Source organism: Nitrospira sp. Vd2 (genome assembly GCF_979581665.1).
In genome coordinates this window covers 27,539-43,697 of the sequence record NZ_CEFZSK010000006.1, presented here as the reverse complement: position 1 = coordinate 43,697, position 16,159 = coordinate 27,539, and the positions used below count along the sequence as shown (strand labels likewise).

General features: G+C 60.6%; 20 protein-coding genes. 10 read left to right on the top strand and 10 right to left on the bottom strand.

Going from position 1 to position 16,159, the window contains the following annotated elements; all coding sequences use genetic code 11:
* Position 1 precedes the first annotated feature (1 nt).
* Positions 2-1,822, top strand: coding sequence for a molecular chaperone DnaK (gene dnaK, locus AC1U7K_RS03340; RefSeq protein ID WP_480249375.1), 1,821 nt, complete (start codon positions 2-4; stop codon positions 1,820-1,822).
* 34 nt (positions 1,823-1,856) lie between these two features.
* Positions 1,857-2,066, top strand: a complete 210-nt coding sequence (gene iscX, locus AC1U7K_RS03335) for a Fe-S cluster assembly protein IscX (protein ID WP_480249374.1) — start codon at positions 1,857-1,859, stop codon at positions 2,064-2,066.
* A gap of 49 nt (positions 2,067-2,115) precedes the next feature.
* Here the strand turns inward: iscX and AC1U7K_RS03330 are convergent, their stop codons facing one another.
* Positions 2,116-4,521 (bottom strand): penicillin-binding protein 1A, encoded by a 2,406-nt coding sequence (locus AC1U7K_RS03330; RefSeq protein WP_480249373.1) that lies wholly within the window; start codon positions 4,519-4,521, stop codon positions 2,116-2,118.
* Between the two features lie 207 nt (positions 4,522-4,728).
* On the opposite strand from AC1U7K_RS03330, the gene typA reads away from it, so the two are divergent.
* The 4 genes from typA to AC1U7K_RS03310 all read left to right on the top strand — a co-directional run bounded on the left by typA (position 4,729) and on the right by AC1U7K_RS03310 (position 8,401).
* Positions 4,729-6,603 carry a translational GTPase TypA gene (gene typA, locus AC1U7K_RS03325; RefSeq protein ID WP_480249372.1) on the top strand — a complete coding sequence of 625 codons (1,875 nt, stop codon included), beginning with the start codon at positions 4,729-4,731 and terminating at the stop codon, positions 6,601-6,603.
* The gene (locus AC1U7K_RS03320; protein WP_480249371.1) at positions 6,600-7,349 is read left to right on the top strand and encodes a hypothetical protein; all 750 of its coding nucleotides are present in this window, start codon (positions 6,600-6,602) and stop codon (positions 7,347-7,349) included. The genes typA and AC1U7K_RS03320 overlap by 4 nt, the downstream gene beginning before the upstream one ends.
* Before the next feature lie 146 nt (positions 7,350-7,495).
* Positions 7,496-7,969 (top strand): peroxiredoxin, encoded by a 474-nt coding sequence (locus AC1U7K_RS03315; RefSeq protein ID WP_480249370.1) that lies wholly within the window; start codon positions 7,496-7,498, stop codon positions 7,967-7,969.
* Between the two features lie 96 nt (positions 7,970-8,065).
* On the top strand, positions 8,066-8,401 hold the full coding sequence (locus tag AC1U7K_RS03310) for a thioredoxin family protein (RefSeq protein ID WP_480249369.1): 336 nt from the start codon (positions 8,066-8,068) through the stop codon (positions 8,399-8,401).
* Here the strand turns inward: AC1U7K_RS03310 and AC1U7K_RS03305 are convergent.
* From AC1U7K_RS03305 to rfbC, 7 genes are all read right to left on the bottom strand, one after another.
* The gene (locus tag AC1U7K_RS03305; protein ID WP_480249368.1) at positions 8,363-9,223 is read right to left on the bottom strand and encodes a 6-carboxytetrahydropterin synthase; all 861 of its coding nucleotides are present in this window, start codon (positions 9,221-9,223) and stop codon (positions 8,363-8,365) included. The genes AC1U7K_RS03310 and AC1U7K_RS03305 overlap by 39 nt on opposite strands.
* 68 nt (positions 9,224-9,291) lie before the next feature.
* Entirely contained in the window at positions 9,292-9,612 is a 321-nt protein-coding gene (gene erpA / locus AC1U7K_RS03300) for an iron-sulfur cluster insertion protein ErpA (protein WP_480249367.1), read from the bottom strand.
* A gap of 75 nt (positions 9,613-9,687) precedes the next feature.
* Positions 9,688-10,272, bottom strand: a complete 585-nt coding sequence (locus tag AC1U7K_RS03295; RefSeq protein ID WP_480249366.1) for a DUF3501 family protein — start codon at positions 10,270-10,272, stop codon at positions 9,688-9,690.
* Positions 10,269-11,534, bottom strand: a complete 1,266-nt coding sequence (locus tag AC1U7K_RS03290; RefSeq protein WP_480249365.1) for a heterodisulfide reductase-related iron-sulfur binding cluster — start codon at positions 11,532-11,534, stop codon at positions 10,269-10,271. The genes AC1U7K_RS03295 and AC1U7K_RS03290 overlap by 4 nt, the downstream gene beginning before the upstream one ends.
* A gap of 78 nt (positions 11,535-11,612) precedes the next feature.
* The gene (locus AC1U7K_RS03285) at positions 11,613-12,041 is read right to left on the bottom strand and encodes a rubrerythrin family protein (protein WP_480249364.1); all 429 of its coding nucleotides are present in this window, start codon (positions 12,039-12,041) and stop codon (positions 11,613-11,615) included.
* A complete protein-coding gene (locus AC1U7K_RS03280) occupies positions 12,007-12,519 on the bottom strand; it encodes a Fur family transcriptional regulator (RefSeq protein ID WP_480249363.1) in 513 nt (170 codons plus the stop codon). Before AC1U7K_RS03280 ends, AC1U7K_RS03285 begins: the two co-directional genes overlap by 35 nt.
* A 77-nt stretch (positions 12,520-12,596) precedes the next feature.
* Positions 12,597-13,154 (bottom strand): dTDP-4-dehydrorhamnose 3,5-epimerase, encoded by a 558-nt coding sequence (gene rfbC / locus AC1U7K_RS03275; protein WP_480249362.1) that lies wholly within the window; start codon positions 13,152-13,154, stop codon positions 12,597-12,599.
* Positions 13,155-13,234: 80 nt separating this feature from the next.
* Between rfbC and AC1U7K_RS03270 the strand changes: the two genes are divergently transcribed.
* Positions 13,235-14,014, top strand: a complete 780-nt coding sequence (locus AC1U7K_RS03270; RefSeq protein ID WP_480249361.1) for a cyclase family protein — start codon at positions 13,235-13,237, stop codon at positions 14,012-14,014.
* A 31-nt stretch (positions 14,015-14,045) separates the two neighbouring features.
* A complete protein-coding gene (locus AC1U7K_RS03265; RefSeq protein WP_480249360.1) occupies positions 14,046-14,282 on the top strand; it encodes an allantoinase in 237 nt (78 codons plus the stop codon).
* Positions 14,283-14,302: 20 nt separating this feature from the next.
* Here the strand turns inward: AC1U7K_RS03265 and AC1U7K_RS03260 are convergent, their stop codons facing one another.
* A complete protein-coding gene (locus AC1U7K_RS03260; protein WP_480249359.1) occupies positions 14,303-14,698 on the bottom strand; it encodes a hypothetical protein in 396 nt (131 codons plus the stop codon).
* A 64-nt stretch (positions 14,699-14,762) separates the two neighbouring features.
* Between AC1U7K_RS03260 and AC1U7K_RS03255 the strand changes: the two genes are divergently transcribed.
* Positions 14,763-15,032 (top strand): MoaD/ThiS family protein, encoded by a 270-nt coding sequence (locus AC1U7K_RS03255; RefSeq protein ID WP_480249358.1) that lies wholly within the window; start codon positions 14,763-14,765, stop codon positions 15,030-15,032.
* An 81-nt stretch (positions 15,033-15,113) separates the two neighbouring features.
* On the opposite strand, the gene AC1U7K_RS03250 is transcribed toward AC1U7K_RS03255, so the two are convergent.
* Positions 15,114-15,401 (bottom strand): HU family DNA-binding protein, encoded by a 288-nt coding sequence (locus AC1U7K_RS03250; protein ID WP_480249357.1) that lies wholly within the window; start codon positions 15,399-15,401, stop codon positions 15,114-15,116.
* Between the two features lie 218 nt (positions 15,402-15,619).
* On the opposite strand from AC1U7K_RS03250, the gene AC1U7K_RS03245 reads away from it, so the two are divergent.
* Positions 15,620-16,159: a hypothetical protein gene (locus tag AC1U7K_RS03245; RefSeq protein WP_480249356.1), complete on the top strand. Its 540-nt coding sequence runs from the start codon at positions 15,620-15,622 to the stop codon at positions 16,157-16,159.

The following is a 16,159-nucleotide window of genomic DNA, read 5'->3' as shown; positions in this document are numbered from 1 at the left end:
CATGGCACGGATTTTCGGCATCGATCTGGGCACGACCAACTCGCTGATCGCCTACATGGACGACGAGACCCCTCACGTCATTCCCGGCCGACATGGACGCGCGATGGTACCCTCGGTCGTGGCCATGACCGACAACGGCCTGATCGTCGGGGAGCCGGCCAAAGAGTATCTGGTTCGAAGCCCGGAGCGGACGATCTATTCGGTCAAGCGCTTCATGGGCAAGAGCCTGGCTGACGTCGCCGAGGAACTCAAGTATTTTCCGTATCGGCTGAAGGAAGAGGGCGGGGTTATTCGGATCCAGCTCGGCGAGAAGTGGTATTCCCCGCCGCAAGTCTCGGCGATGATCCTCAAGGAACTGAAGTTGCGGGCCGAGGCGTTCTTGGGCGAGGACGTCTCAAAGGTCGTGATTACGGTCCCCGCGTATTTCAACGACAGCCAGCGACAAGCAACCAAGGATGCCGGCATGATCGCCGGGCTCGAGGTATTGCGCATCATCAATGAGCCGACCGCGGCCTCGCTGGCCTACGGGCTGCAGAAGCGCACCCAAGGGTTGATCGCCGTCTACGATCTCGGCGGCGGGACATTCGACATTTCGATCCTCAAGCTCAAGAACGGCATTTTCGAAGTGCTGGCGACCAACGGCAACACGCACCTGGGCGGCGATGATTTTGATCGGAAGGTTCAAGAGTTCGTCCTCGGCCGCATTCGAGAGCAATACGGGCTCGATCTGCAACGCTACCCCGACGCCGTGCAGGGCCTCCGGCTTGCCGCCGAGCAGGCCAAAATCCGCCTGTCGGACGAGCACAAGACCGCCATCGCCATCGAGCTACCCGAGGGCAAGGGCGAATTTCGGTTGGAACTGACGCGGGAGCAGCTTGAGTCGCTCACGCACGACCTGGTCGAACAAACCATGGCGCCGTGCCGGGCGGCGTTGAAGGATGCGGATCTCAGGCCTTCGGACATCGACGAAGTGGTCCTTGTCGGCGGCGCCACACGCATGCCGCTCGTTCGCCGTCGGGTGCAAGAACTCTTCGGCAAGGTTCCCCACAGCAACCTGAATCCCGACGAGGTGGTGGCGCTTGGCGCGGCCGTGCAAGCCGACATCTTGAGCGGCGGCATTCAGGACATGCTGCTGCTGGACGTGACTCCGCTGTCACTCGGCATCGAGACGATGGGCGGTGTCATGAGCACGCTGATTCGTCGCAACACGACGATCCCGGCGAGTGCCAAGGAAATGTTCACCACCTACGTCGACGGGCAGACCTCCGTGGACATCCACATTCTCCAAGGCGAGCGCGAGCTGGCCAAAGACAACCGGAGCTTGGCGCGCTTCCAGCTCAAGGTCCCGCCGCTTCCCGCCGGCGTGCCGCGGATCGAAGTGACGTTCCTCATCGATGCGAACGGCATTTTGAACGTCACTGCCAAAGACGTGCGGACGGGCCAGATGCAGAGCATCCAGGTCAAGCCGTCGTACGGCCTCGGCGACGAGGAAGTTGAACGGATGATTCGCGAGTCGTTCCAGTTTGCGGCGGAAGACTTGAAGGCACGGCAACTGATCGAGGCGCGGACCGAGGCGGAGGCAATCCTGAAGGCGACCGACAAAGCCTTACAGCAAGGCGGGCAGTTGATCGACCGCGAGGAGCGGCGGGGGATCGCCGCGTCGCTGGAGGCGCTCAGACACGTTGCCTCGCAGGAGGATCATAAAGCCATCCGCGCGAAGATTGCGGAGGTCGAGAAGACGACGCACCATCTCGCCGAAGTGCTCATGGATCATTCGCTCAAAGAAGCGTTGGAGAACAAGAAGCTCTCGGAATTGGCCTAACGTGTGTGGCGGAGTGCCGTGAAGGAGTGTTGTGATGGATCTCAAATGGAATGATGCCGAAGAGATCGCGATTCGGCTCGTCGAAGCCCATCCCGACGTCGATCCGCTGAGTGTCCGCTTCACGGATATGCACCGATGGATCACTGCCCTGCCCGAGTTCAAGGACGATCCGAAAAAATCCAACGAGAAGATCCTGGAAGCGATTCAAATGGCCTGGCACGAGGAGTACCAGGACGCGAAGTAGCCGGATCCTGAAAGCAGCCGTCAGCTTGCCGGACGGCGACGTCACCGCCTCACGGTGTATGCACCGTTGAAGTCGGCAGTCCCGCCAATCCCCCGTCTAATCCTTGATCGACTTGGTAGAAGCGACTGGCATCCGTCCTGAGCGGCGCGGTGTCCGTCGGCTCGGTCCCTTTGGCAAAGATCTCCACCGTGCCTTGGTTGTCATGATCTGCGGCCAGGAGGCCGGTCTCCGGGTCCACGCGAACGAACACGACGTTCTCCGGAATCTCGAACGGGATTTCCAGCAACCGCGGCAGCGCTTCCTTCATGAAGTCCATCCAAATCGGCAAGGCCGCCCGCGCGCCGGATTCGGTTTCCCCAAGGGATCGGATGTCATCGAATCCGACCCACACGCCGACCACGAGGTTCGGCGTATAGCCGATGAACCAGGCATCGCTGTAATCGTTCGTCGTGCCGGTCTTCCCCGCCAAGGGCCGGCCCAGTGACTTGGCCGCCTGTCCCGTTCCGCGCTGCACGACGTCCTCGAGCACGTTCGTAATGAGATAGGCGGTCTCTGGCGAGATGACCTGCCGGGGCGCGAAGAGATTCTGCTCCAACATCTGCCCATTCGGATCCTGCACCATCGCGACGGCATACGGATCGAGCTTCATCCCTTGATTGGCAAACACGCCGTACGCCGAGGTCAACTCCAAGAGCGTCAAGCTGGAGGAGCCGAGTGCGAGCGACAAGTCGTGATTGAGCGGGCTCGCGATCCCCAGGGTCCGCGAGAAATCGACGACGCTCTTGACTCCAACTTTCTCCAAGAGCCGCACGGTCGCGAGATTGTGCGAGTGGGTCAAAGCGTTACGCAACGAGGTGGCGCCGTGGAACCGCTTACCATAGTTTTCGGGCTTCCACGTCTTCTCCGGATCGTCCTGTTGTTCATACACCACCGGCGTGTCGAGGACGACGGTCGCGGGGCTCAAGCCGCTGTTGAAGGCGGTCGCGTAGATGATTGGTTTGAAGGCCGAGCCGGACTGGCGGCGCGCCAAGACCGTCCGATTGAATTCACTCCGTCCGAAATCATACCCGCCGACCATCGCGCGGATCGCGCCGGTCCGCGGATCGATCGCCAACAACGCCGCTTCGACGATCGGCGTTTGATCGAGCTGAAAGTACACGATCTCACGATCCACGTTCTTGAGCGAGACCTCGATCACGTCCCCGGGCTTGAGCAACCCCTTGACCGTCGGCACCGACACGACGTCTTTACTCAGATCGCGGCCCCGCAGTCTTCGCTTGGCCCACGCCATGTCATCGAACAAGAGCTTGCCTTGGATCGAACCCACCTGGACGATCACGTGATCCTTCCCGACTTTCGTGACGAGTCCTTCGAAGATTTCGCCCGGCTTGGGCAGCGCCCTGGATGGCGAAGGCGGATTCTCAGCCACTTTGCTCGGATCTTCAGACCGCAGCGGCCCGCGCCAGCCTTGCCGCTTGTCCAAGTTCCGCAACCCATTGCGAATCGCCTGCTCGGCGGCCTTCTGCAGATCGAGGTTCAAGGTCGTAAAGATGTCCAACCCGCCCTTGTAGACCGCCGTTTCGCCGTATTTCGCCATGACTTGCTGCCGAACGTATTCCATAAAATAGGGAGCGAGTTGCGAGCCGCCGCCGTGCTTGAACGTCAAGGGCTGCTGCACCGCGGCCTCTCGCTCCTCGGCCGTGATGAACCCGGCCTCTTCCATCCGCGTCAGCACGTGTTCCTGGCGCTTCTTCGCCCGTTCGGGATTCTTATAGGGGGAGTAATTGTTCGGCGATTTCGGGAGACCGGCCAGCAGGGCCGCTTCCGCCACCGTGAGTTGCGAGAGATCTTTGGCGAAGTAGGTCTGCGCGGCCGCGGCCACGCCGTACGCGCCTTGGCCAAAATAAATGTGATTGAGATACGTCTCGAGGATCTGATCTTTGCTCAACACGGTTTCAATCTTGTAGGCCAGCAGCAGCTCCTTGAACTTCCGCACGTACGTCCGCTCGGGCGAGAGGAGGAGCGCGCGCGCAAGCTGCTGGGTGATCGTACTGGCGCCCTCGATCTTGCCGCCCTTCCGGAGATTCGTCCACACGGCGCGGCCGATGCCCACGATATCGAGCCCCGGATGCTCGTAGAAGCGCGAGTCTTCCACGGCGATCACGGCATGGATCAGGTGCTCGGGAATATCCGCCAGCGGCGTGAGGATCCGCCGCTCGACATAGAACTGCCCGACGACCTTCCGGTCATCCGAATAGACACGGCTCACCAAGCTGGGCTGATAGGACGTGACGGAATCGAGAGCGGGCAGTTCCTGCGCAATGTACCAGACCGCCGCGGCGCCGGTCAGGCCGCCGACTACGACCAGTGAGCCGACCACGATCAACGTGATGGCCCACCATGGCCAGCGCCGCCGCGAGCGCTCGGGCGACTCAAACAGTTCCGGATATGACATCGTGGAACAACTCCAAGAGGCTTGGGATCAGTCGGCAGGCCCCATCACCTTACAACGGGGTGCTGCAAAACTCAAGGCAACGGTCACCGCCGTTGCTTGTAATCCTTCACCTCATCAATTATACTGTTTTGGACGCCGGTGTCCTCCGGCGTCTTTTTTTTGCCGCAACGCGGCACAAAGGGGTTACATCGCCATATGGAATCTCATTTGACTGCAGAGTCCGCCCGGGCCCTTCACCGCACGCCCGCCGGCCGGCGTGGCGACATCCGCAATATTGCGATCATCGCGCACGTCGACCATGGCAAGACGACGCTCGTCGACGCGATGTTGCGACAGACCCGGGTGCATCGCAAGATCGACGAGATGGGCGAACGCATTCTCGATTCGATGGATCAGGAGCGCGAGCGCGGCATTACCATCCGGGCGAAGAACGCGAGCATTACTTACAACGGCGTGAAGATCAACATCGTCGACACGCCGGGGCATGCGGATTTCGGCGGTGAAGTCGAACGCACGCTCCGGATGGTGGACGGCGTCTTGTTGCTCGTGGATGCGAAAGAAGGCCCGATGCCGCAGACGACGTTTGTGCTGCGAAAGGCCCTCGCCCTGGGACACCGGGCGATCGTCGTCATCAACAAGATCGACCGGCCGGACGCTGTCATCGACGACGTCGTCAACCGCACCTTCGATCTATTCGTCCATCTCGGCGCCTCCAACGAGCAGCTCGACTTCCCGATCGTCTATACGTCGGCCATTCAAGGCACGGCGACGCTCGATGTGAACAAGCCGGGCACCGATATTCATCCGCTCCTCGACACGATTCTCGCCCAAATCCCGGCTCCGGCGATCCATGCGGAGGCGCCGCTTCAGATCCTTGTCCTCGCGCTCGCCTACGACTCCTACAAAGGCAAGATGGGCATCGGCAAGATTCAATCCGGTTCGATTGCGCGACGGCAAGCCGTTATCCAGATCACGCGTGAGGGCAAGCATGTCCCCGGCAAAGTCTCCGATCTCTCCGTCTTTGCCGGACTGGAGCGACAAGACGTGGAGCGGGCCGAGGCCGGCGAGATCGTGGCCGTCGCCGGGCTCCCGGCGATCGGCATCGGGGAGACAATTGCGGATGCGGATCAGCCGATTGCCCTGCCGCCGGTCGCGATCGATGAGCCGACCGTGCAGATGACGTTCGCGGTGAACAACAGCCCCTTCGCGGGCCGGGAAGGGAAATATCTCACGTCGCGGCATCTGCGCGAACGGCTCTTCAAGGAGTTGGAGACGAACGTGTCCCTCCGCGTCCAGGAAACCGACAGCCCCGATCGGTTTTTGGTGGCGGGGCGGGGCGAGTTGCATCTGGCCGTGCTGATCGAGCAGATGCGGCGTGAAGGGTATGAGCTGCAAGTCTCACAGCCGGAGGTCATCCTACGCGAAGAGCACGGTGTCATGACGGAGCCGTTCGAAGAATTGACGATCGAAGTGCCGTCGGACTACCAAGGGGCAGTGATCGAAGAAGTCGGCCAGCGGCGCGGCGAGTTGCGCCATATGAAGGTGATTCATTCGGAAGGGACCGCGTCCGACACTCACATGGAATTTTCGATCCCGACCCGAGGCGTAATCGGGCTGAAGAACGTGCTGCTCGCCAAAACTCGCGGGACGGTCGTCATGCACCACGTCTTCCAGGAGTACCGCCCGGTCGATGAGAAATTCGCGTCCACCGCGCCGCACGGCTCGCTCGTCGCCTATGAAGACGGCACGAGCAACGCCTACGGCCTGTACATGATCCAGGAGCGCGGGAGCTTGTTCATCGGCCCCGGCGTGGAGGTGTACCAAGGCATGGTGGTGGGACAAAACAGCCGCGACGAGGATTTGGACGTCAACGTCTGCAAGGCCAAACATTTGACGAATATGCGCGCGTCCGGATCGGATGAGGCCCTCGTTCTCACGCCGCCGCGGCAGATCACGCTCGAGTACGCGCTCGAGTACATCGGGACCGATGAACTGGTCGAAGTCACCCCCACGAGTCTTCGAATCCGCAAGCGCTTGCTCAATCCGGAAGACCGGCGAAAGGCGCGTAAGGACCGTCGGTGAAGATCCGGCGCAAGGTCTCGAAATCCCCGGACGGCGCTCCCCTCTTCGTCGTCGGCTTTTCGACCGCGCCCTCTCTGACCGAACTTCAACTGTGGTTTGATCTCCAATACGGTGGGCCGCTGTCGGTGAAGCCCGCTCCGACGGGCGGACGCAGTAGTTCGGCAGCGCAGATCGTGGCCCACGGCCCATGGACTCTTCATCTGGATCTTGACCTCCCCTCGCGCGACGCGCGCGTATGGCGGGACCGCCTCCAGTGGAGTCATTCTGCCTGCGCGCTCGTCGGACGCCCGGCCTCTGCCGGTGACTCTGCCATCGATCGCGTGCTGCATGCCGCACGACTTGCTCGCGCCCTGACATTGCTCACTCAGGGCACCGCCTATGACGTGGAATCCGACCGCTATTGGAATCCATCCGACTGGACCGATCGGTGCTTGGAGACCTTCGACCTTCACGATCACATCCGCGTCGTGGAAGCCGAAGGCGGGTCGGGGCAGCCGTGGCTGTTTACGCGCGGCATGCGCAAATTTCAGTGTGACGACCTGGAAGTCTTCCGGCCGACGGGCCTCCCAACGCGGGATGTGCCTGAACAACTGTTCATGATCGCCGACGAAATTCTCCACATCGGGCGGTCGCCCAATGTCGGCGAGACGCTGTACATTCCGCCGCTCGGTCAGACCGTGCGGGTCATCCGGCATCGCACCGTCCCCATGCCGGCCCCTGTCATTCTTCGCGAAATCAGCTGGTAGCCTCCACTTCGCCTTCGTCTTCGCTTTCGCCCTCGGCCCTTCGGCCGCACGTGCCGCTAGGCCTTTTGGCCGGTTGACATTGTTTTTCACCGCGTGCTACGCAATCGACTTTGGTCGGCGTCATGACTCTAACGGAGGAGGATTCGATGGCTACCGATGTGGCACCTGAAATCAAGGTCGGCGACACAGCTCCCGACTTTACGTTGAAGGATCAGGACCAGAAGGACGTGAAGCTCAGCGAGTATCGTGGCAAGAAGAACGTGGTCCTGGCCTTCTATCCGCTGGACTGGAGTCCGGTCTGCACGAATGAGAATAAATGTTTGACGGATGATTTCCCGAGTTTCCAATCCTCGAACGCCGAAGTGTTCGGGATCAGCACCGATAGCTTTTTCTCGCATAAGGCCTGGGCGGATTCGCTCGGCCTGAAGCATCGCTTGTTGTCGGATTACAATCGGGAAGTCGTGAAAAAGTACGGGCTGTACTTCGAACCGCTCAATTGCGGCAAGCGGGCGACCGTGATCGTGGATAAGAACGGGAAGGTCGCGTACGTGAAAGTTCAGGAGATCAAGACCGCGCGCGACGATAAGGAAATCCTCGAAGCGCTCAAGAAGCTGAGCTAAGAAGCGTGCCGGACATCGGGACTGAGCACGACGCCAGTGCTCAGTCCTTCCCGACGCGCCAACATCCGATCCGCACAGTCAAGGTCCCGTAACACAATGGCTGGAACCGTTGAAGACGTCAGCGACGAGAATTACGGGGAGTTCAAGAAGGCGCCGGCCGCGGTCGTCGCCTACGGGATCGCCTCATGCCAGCCGTGCAATGAATACGACCCGATCCTGGAGAAGATCGCCTCAACGTTCCCGTCGGTGCGAGTCGGGAAGGCGAAAATGCACGTACCCGGACGGTGCCGCGAGATCAAGAAAGAACACCACTTCGAGACCTATCCGACGACCCATCTCTTCTCCAACGGCACGCTCGTGTTGACCCGTGAAGGCAAAGTCGAAGCCGATGAGTTAGCCGCGCTGATTCGTGATCATCTCCTCGCGCACTGACCGACTCGGCTCCTCTCCGGCATACTCATACGACGTGTCCTCCGTTTCAGTGAGCCGGACTTTTACGATCCGTCCCCCGTCGACCGCCCCCGCGATCACGTTCCACACGAAGCGGGCAATATTCTCACCCGTCGGCGGTGCCTGCTGGAACGCCATGTCGTCATTGAGATCCCGATAATTGAGACGAAACAGCACACGGTCGGCGAGCAGCCGATCCAGTGCCGTTAAATTCGTCACCATCCCGGTGTACCGATCGATCCTTCCGCGCACCGTCACCAAGACGCCATAGTTGTGTCCGTGTGCGGATGGCGACGCGCACGGCCCATAGAGTGTTTCCCTCTCGCTCTTCGGCAAGCGGTGCGCGGCGACCAGATGCCAGCGGCGTGTCACAGCTGCTTCTCCAGCCGAGACCATCTCTGGCGAGACCTCGGCATAGAGATCGTCATCTTCATACAGCCGGATGCGCTCGACAGCTTGAGGATGGACGCGATCTGCGATGAGTCCCCACAGCACGGTCGCGATATTTTCCGTGGTCGGGATCCGATCCGTGAAATAGGACGTGTCGCGGTTCAGGTGTTTGTGATCGAACTCCGCGAGCACGGCGGTCAGCACCTGCTTGAGGTCGGTCAAGTTCACGACCATCCCGGTCGCCTCATCCACCGTCCCCGCCACCGTGACCTCGAGCAAATAGTTGTGCCCGTGCCCGGGGTCGTTATTGCAGACGCCGAAGACTTCGCGGTTCCGGGCCGCACTCCACGACGGGTTGTGATAACGGTGAGAGGCGGAAAATTCGATTCGTTTGGTGAGCCGGACGAGCGCCATGGATTAAAAATACAAAGGGCTGGAGCGAGAGCCCCAACCCTTCGCGTGACGTCGGATTTATGTTGCCCTCAGGCGCTAAAGGAGCTGCCGCACCCGCAGGTGGTCTTGGCCTGTGGATTCTTGATCGAAAAGCCCGAGCCCTGAAGGCTATCCACGTAGTCGACCTCCGCCCCGCTCAGCAACGGCGCGCTCTGTGAGTCGAGGATGACCTTAATGTCGCCCTTCTCGATCACGCTGTCATCCTCGGCGATCTTGTTTTCAAATGCCATCCCATATTGATAGCCGTGGCAGCCGCCGCCGCGGACATAAATCCGCAACCCGACCGCATCCTGCTCTTCCTTCATCAACTCTCGAATCTTCTGCTCCGCAACCGATGTAATCGTCACCATAGGACCTCGACCTCCTCCCACCGTCGGATAATTATGGTAAGTCGCCCCTGAGGGCGAGTCAATGCCCCGACCGACTCAGCGGCCGAGATCTTTGAGCCATTCCTGCTGGACTTCAGCCGGCACCTGCACCTCCTGTCGGTAGGCAGGATAGACAATGGCGACTGACGACGGCCACCGTCGCTCGGCAAGGCGTTCTATCCATGCCCGCGACGGCTTGAACTTGACGAAGTGGACCGCGCTGATCTTCTCTTCATGGCTCCGGCCCTGTTCGAATTCCGCATAGACTTTCTCCTCGCCGACGGCGATCGAAACTGTCTGCTCGCGGTCGATCCCTCGAAATGCGTTCAAGTCGCGCTCAATGTCCCGGCTGTCGATAATCTCAATGAACAACGTCGCGCTCAGTTCACCGTCAGCCGGCAGGAGCGCGTTGTAGACGTCCAGTTCTTCCTGAATTTTAGCCGGATCGAAAATTCGCTCCGTTCGAAGCATCTCCTGCACTTGGAACTGAATCGTCTCGCGGTTTTCGAAGACGAGCGTCACCTTGTCACCGACCGACACGCGTCGGCGCGCTTTGAGGGCAATGATTCGCCGCCGAAACGCCTCGCGCTCCCGTTCGTACTCCCCGGCCGGCAGCAGGTCCTCTTGGGTGAGGGCCTTCATGATGACAATCCGTACGCGTCGCGCACGATCTGGATCGGGTGCAGGGTCCGCCCGACCGCCGTATCGGTCGATGCGCCGGCCTGATCCAATTGCAGGCCGGCCAACGGGCAATCCGAGGCGACGACCGCCGGGGCGGTCTGCTGAATCTCACGCGCGGCCTTCCGCGCAATGCCCATCGAGAGGTCGAAGAATTCCGTCTTCGCGCTCCATGTCCCGTCATGCCCGGAACAGCGCTCGATCACGTCGACCTGCGCGCCGGTCAGTTCCATGAGTTCCTTCGATTTGAAGCCGATATTCTGATCGCGCAAATGGCAAGGGATCTGATACGCAATTCGTCCCGGTCGGCGCACGAAGTCGGTTGACAACCGTCCCTCACGTTTCAGGCGCATCAAATACTCGCAGACATCAAACGTTCGTTCGGCAACCGCCGCCACTCTCTGATCGCTCACGATCGCCGGATACTCGCGCTTCAGCATTAGGCTGCAACTGGCGACCGGCACCACGACGTCGTAACCTTGCTCCACCAACGGGTGCAGCGCTGCGAGGTTCGCCTCGGCCGCCGCTCTGATGGCGTCCAGGTCACCGAGATCGAACGACGGCATGCCACAGCATCGCTGTGACGGCACCACAACGTCAGCCCCGTTTTTCTCCAGTACCTGTACCGTCGCCTTCCCAATATCGGTCGCCTGATAATTCACCAGACAGCCGGCGAACAGGGCGACCTTCGCGGTCGGCGCCGTCGACCGCGTGACCTGCGGCCGATGCGACCACCAGGTCGCGAATGTTTCACGCGAGAACGGCAACACGTCTCTCCGACGATGCACACCGGCGATGCGCTCAATCATCGCGCGTAGCCAGCCGGTTCGAAGCATCCGGTTGACGAGCGGCGCCAAGCGACTGCCGAGGTTGCCGATGAGATCCGTCTGGATGAGCAGCCGGTCTCGCCACCGGACTCCCCGCGTGGTCGCGAGTTCCTTTTTCCAGGCAACCATCAAGCGGGGAAAGTCGATCTGATACTGGTGCGGCGGGGTGTACGGACAGTGGTTGTAGCAGAGCTTACAGTAGTAGCACTCGTCGGCAACCCGCCGGTGGTCGGCCAGGGACAGCTTTGTGACGTCGCTCTCAGACTGGTCGAGACGGTCGAGGAGCGTGTTGAACGACGGGCACAGGTTGAAACAGCGCCGGCACCCGTCGCAAATTTCGTACACCCGCTGCGTATCCTTGAGCAGCGGCTCTCCGCTCAGCAATTCAAGACTTTTCACGACGCGATCAACAACGGTGAGTACACGGGGCATCGCTCACAGCGACTCACTGCATCATCACGCACATGGTCCGGCTCCCTAGACCTGCTTCAGGCTGTCCAGCCCCTTGGTGAACCGATTGGCATGCGATCGTTCGGCCTTGGCCAGCGTCTCGAACCATTCGGCCAATTCGGCGAACCCCTCCTCACGTGCGGTCTTCGCCATGCCCGGATACATTTGCGTGTACTCGTAGGTTTCTCCCTCGATCGCCGACTTCAGATTCGCCTCGGTGTTGCCGATCGGGATGCCGGTCGCCGGATCGCCGACCTCCTTGAGGAAATCGAGATGGCCGAACGCATGTCCGGTCTCGGCCTCCGAGGTATCACGGAACAGGCCGCCGATATCCGGATACCCTTCGATGTCGGCACGCCGCGCAAAGTAGAGATAGCGCCGGTTGGCCTGCGATTCACCCGCAAAGGCATGCTTCAGATTCTCATGACTCTTGGTGCCCTTTAGACTCTTGCTCATAGGACCCTCCTGTTTGGGATGATGAACGGTTTCGTGTTCTCGGCATGGCGCCACGGCGATTGGAGCACTCGGCACAATAGCCGTGAAATTCGACCCGTCGCCCGCGAACGTCGAAACGCGCCTGTGGCTTCATGCCGACCAGCACACGGTCGAGCCGCCGATCCGTCACGTCGTCGATCCGCCGGCACGCAAGACAAATCAAATGATGGTGCGGCTCCATGTTCGCATCGAAGCGCGCGCCGTCATGCCAGTAGTTCACTTCGTGCACCAATCCGGCGGCTTGCAGCGCGGTCAAGGTGTAGTAGACGGTGTTGAGCGAGATCATCGGATGGATGCGCCGGACCGCGCGATAGAGCATCTCGGCGGTCGGATGGCTCGTCGTCTCGGCGAGCGCTCGATAGATTGCGGCACGCTGCGGCGTCGCTTTGAGCCCACGCTCCCGGAACCGCGTCCGTATCTCGTCGTGCGTCAGCTTCATTGCTTCCTTGTTAGGAACGATTCCTATATAGCGAAGACGTGTGGTCTTCGTCAACCGTCAGCGGGACAATCACGGACTTACCGCTGATAGACGGGCAGCAGGGACGGAGGGATTTCGGAGAGCGGCCGATAGCCTTGGTCCTTCGCCGACAAGAGCGGCTCCTGGATCGGCCAGGAAATACCGATTTGCGGATCGTTCCACAAGACGCCGCCCTCATCGGCCGGCACGTAGAACTCGGTGCACTTGTAGACAAAGCTCGCGGTCTCGCTGAGCACGCAGAAGCCGTGCGCAAATCCCGGCGGGATATACAGCTGACGCTTGTTCGCCGCGGACAGCTCGACGCCATACCATTGGCCGAACGTCTCCGAGCCGTGGCGGATGTCCACCGCGACATCGAACACTTCGCCCTCCACCGCAAAGACGAGTTTGCCTTGCGCATGGACGCGTTGATAATGGAGGCCGCGCAGCGTGCCGCGAACGGAATGCGACCAGTTATCCTGCACGAACGGTCCCGCGATGCCCGCCTCCGCATATTTGCGTTGGTGATAGATTTCCAAAAAGAACCCGCGCCGATCTTCGAATACGTCCGGCTCGATCAGCCACACGCCCTTCAAGCGAGTTTCGTGAATCCGCATGGGGCCGTACTTATCCTCATTTCTTGCGGCTGAATCAACACAATTGTTTTCACCGCCGCCGACCTGTTACCGTTGGCCGGATGTCTCGAGTCTGCGTCACGATCATGGCGACATTGCTGGCCCTGCAGAGCGGCTGCGCCGGCAGCCGGCCGACGTCGCACTTCGTCGATCTGACCTATCCCTTCGATGAGTTCACTGTCTCCTGGCCCAACAACGAACGATTCGTGTGGCGCAAGACCGCCTGGGGTCCGGACAAGGACGGCCGCTGGTATGCCGCGGCCGCGTTCTCGATGGCCGAGCACGGCGGCACCCACATCGATGCGCCGATCCATTTTGCCGAGGGACGGGCGACGGTCGATGCCATTCCGCTCGATCAGCTGTCGGGCGCTGCCGTCGTTATTGATGTCACGGCGGCCTGTTCCGAGAACCGCGATTATGAAGTGACCGTAGACGACATCCGAGATTGGGAACGCCGGCACGGCGCGATTTTCGACGGGGCGATCGTGCTGTTCCGTACCGGTTGGGCGCGACATTGGCCGGACCGCGTTCGTTACCTCGGCAGTTCGACGCCTGATGATCCCACAACTCTTCACTTCCCCGGTCTTTCGGTAGCCGCCGCGAAATTTCTCGTGACGCAGCGACGGATCGCGGCCGTCGGCATCGATACGGCGAGCATTGACCCGGGCCGTTCGCGCGACTTTGCGGCACACCGGATTCTCAACGGGGCTGATCGATACATTCTCGAAAACGTCGCCGCGCTGGACCGCGTACCGGCATCAGGCGCCATCGTCTATGCCTGGCCGATGAAAATCAAAGGGGGAACGGGAGGGCCGGTGCGCATCATCGCGCAGGTGCCGTAGCACTTCTCCAGCTATACCGAAAAGGATACCCATGCCGGAGCGCAAGCGTCATTTGAAACTCGTCAAACCGCAGTATACGCTGTGCTACGGCATGCGCCTTGACCGCGGCACGGCACCTGAGCGTCGGCACCCACATGTTCCGGTGCTGCTGCCAGATGGCTCGGAAGGCACCATGGCGCTGCATGTGATCAACGGCACGGTCGAGGAGATCAAGGCCCAGTTGCTGGAAAGCATCGATGCGTTTTTCGAGATCTATGCGGGGCCATGACGAGGACGCGCGATGCGATGTTATCGATCCGGATCGACGACGTCCGGCGGTTCCGGATACAACCGCTGCAACCGTTCGATGAGCGGGAGCGCCTCGGGGCTAGAGGGAAGCGTGGGCTCGCTCACAGGATGGTCCCAGGACAGAACCGTGATCCCGGCCTCGATCAGCAATGTGCGGATCGTCTCGACCATGGCGTCGAGGGTCAACTCGGTGCCGCCACGCAGATCGAGGACCCGCTCCTCGCGGCGCGACGGCGGCGGCTCTTGATGGAGCAAGGCCCAGCAGCGGTCGAAGATTTCGGTTCGCAGAGACTCGGGGATGTTGAGCGTGGAAAGCCCCGACGTGCAGAGCGCGATGACCATCAAGACGAATTGAAGGTCGGGCATGCCCGGACGTCGAATATCGAGCGTCTGCATGATGGTCTCTTAACAGACGGACAAGCCAGAATCAATCGCCACGCGGGACGAAGAAGAGGGAACGATGGTGACGATTACGTTGATGGGCCAGCTGCAAACAGCAGACGGCGAGCGAGACTTCGCGTGCTCGCTGCCCGAATCGCTGACCGTCCGCCAGCTGATTCAACGGCAAGGCCGGGCGTTGCGTCCGGTTCTCGAATTGATGCGGGAGAAAAAAGTCCTCGTGACCGTGAACAAACGGATTGCGAGCGAGGATACCAAGGTACAAGACGGCGACGCGATCAAGCTCGTCGCGCATGATGGGATGGGGGGAACGGGTTTGGGGCCGAGTTAACCGACGAGGGCAGCGGCGAGAAAAAAAAAGGGCCGCGCCCACGCGGCCCTTTTTCGACACCGGGGACGGCGAAATCGCCCGTTACTTTTTCCCGAGGATCGCGTCTTTTGCCGCCTTGGCAATCCGAAACTTCACGACGCGCTTGGCCGGGATCTTGATCGCCTCGCCGGTCTGCGGATTACGGCCCATCCGAGCTTTGCGGTTGGCCAACACCAGTTTCCCGATGCCGGGCACCACAAAGGTATTCTTGGCCTCTTTGTAGGCAAGCGCGGCCAGATCGTCCAGCATTTGCGCGGCGACCTTTTTCGTAATGCCCGCCTTGGTGGCCAAGTGATCGGCGATCTGCGATTTCGTCATCGTTTTTGCCATACCATCCTCCTGTAGAGATTGATGCGAGTCCGTGCCGATAGTCGTAGGCTGGATCGAAGCGTGTGAGTCGGCCTGAAAGCCGACGGGAGTCTACCGAATCACCCCTACCCTGTCAACCAAAAAGCGCATCTGGCGCGACAAATCTGCATGTCCGCGTCTTGATCTGCGGTGAAACGGGGGAGTAGAGTAACTCACACCGCAACGGCCACGGAGGAACGATGGGCAAGGAATTACCGATTCTCCCGGCGGCACAGGACAGTGGACAGCCGCAGGAAACGTACATTTACTCTCGCGTCTTCTGCGCCCGCGAGAATTCCCCGCCGCTCCGCCTGCTGCTCGACTACTTGAAGTCGAAGGGACAGACGCCGCTGATTCCCAAGATGGATCCCGCCGCCCTCGACGATTGGGCGTGGGTCCAAATCTCGATCGGCTACCATCGCGAACGAAAGCCGATCCAGGTGTTCTGCGTACGGGATCGCGGGACGTACCAGGACGTTCACAAACAAGAGCGCGAGGCGTTCCTGGAGCGGTTGTCGATTTTCGACGATATCGAGGCGCAGTTGGCGCGCGAATGCGTGAATCGCTCGCAGTTTATCGTCACCACCCGCATGATTCAGCAGGACGTCACCGACGACGGCTACGACATGAACGGCTGGATTCTCGAGTTTTTCCAAGAAAACTGTGACGGCATCGTCCAAATCGACGGACAGGGCTTCTTCTCGCCGAAAGGTGATTTGATCGTCGAAATGGAGGATTAA

Bases quoted from the DNA above. Each gene is read 5' to 3' on its own strand.
- AC1U7K_RS03305 (WP_480249368.1), bottom strand. From the start codon at position 9,223: ATGGCGCTCGTCCGGCTCACCAAACGAATCGAATTTTCCGCCTCTCAC.
- AC1U7K_RS03330 (WP_480249373.1), bottom strand. From the start codon at position 4,521: ATGTCATATCCGGAACTGTTTGAGTCGCCCGAGCGCTCGCGGCGGCGC.
- AC1U7K_RS03315 (WP_480249370.1), top strand. From the start codon at position 7,496: ATGGCTACCGATGTGGCACCTGAAATCAAGGTCGGCGACACAGCTCCC.
- AC1U7K_RS03270 (WP_480249361.1), top strand. From the start codon at position 13,235: ATGTCTCGAGTCTGCGTCACGATCATGGCGACATTGCTGGCCCTGCAG.
- AC1U7K_RS03250 (WP_480249357.1), bottom strand. From the start codon at position 15,401: ATGGCAAAAACGATGACGAAATCGCAGATCGCCGATCACTTGGCCACC.
- iscX (WP_480249374.1), top strand. From the start codon at position 1,857: ATGGATCTCAAATGGAATGATGCCGAAGAGATCGCGATTCGGCTCGTC.
- AC1U7K_RS03280 (WP_480249363.1), bottom strand. From the start codon at position 12,519: ATGAAGCTGACGCACGACGAGATACGGACGCGGTTCCGGGAGCGTGGG.
- AC1U7K_RS03285 (WP_480249364.1), bottom strand. From the start codon at position 12,041: ATGAGCAAGAGTCTAAAGGGCACCAAGAGTCATGAGAATCTGAAGCAT.
- dnaK (WP_480249375.1), top strand. From the start codon at position 2: ATGGCACGGATTTTCGGCATCGATCTGGGCACGACCAACTCGCTGATC.
- AC1U7K_RS03260 (WP_480249359.1), bottom strand. From the start codon at position 14,698: ATGCAGACGCTCGATATTCGACGTCCGGGCATGCCCGACCTTCAATTC.
- AC1U7K_RS03245 (WP_480249356.1), top strand. From the start codon at position 15,620: ATGGGCAAGGAATTACCGATTCTCCCGGCGGCACAGGACAGTGGACAG.
- erpA (WP_480249367.1), bottom strand. From the start codon at position 9,612: ATGGTGACGATTACATCGGTTGCGGAGCAGAAGATTCGAGAGTTGATG.
- AC1U7K_RS03295 (WP_480249366.1), bottom strand. From the start codon at position 10,272: ATGAAGGCCCTCACCCAAGAGGACCTGCTGCCGGCCGGGGAGTACGAA.
- rfbC (WP_480249362.1), bottom strand. From the start codon at position 13,154: ATGCGGATTCACGAAACTCGCTTGAAGGGCGTGTGGCTGATCGAGCCG.
- AC1U7K_RS03310 (WP_480249369.1), top strand. From the start codon at position 8,066: ATGGCTGGAACCGTTGAAGACGTCAGCGACGAGAATTACGGGGAGTTC.
- AC1U7K_RS03255 (WP_480249358.1), top strand. From the start codon at position 14,763: ATGGTGACGATTACGTTGATGGGCCAGCTGCAAACAGCAGACGGCGAG.
- AC1U7K_RS03265 (WP_480249360.1), top strand. From the start codon at position 14,046: ATGCCGGAGCGCAAGCGTCATTTGAAACTCGTCAAACCGCAGTATACG.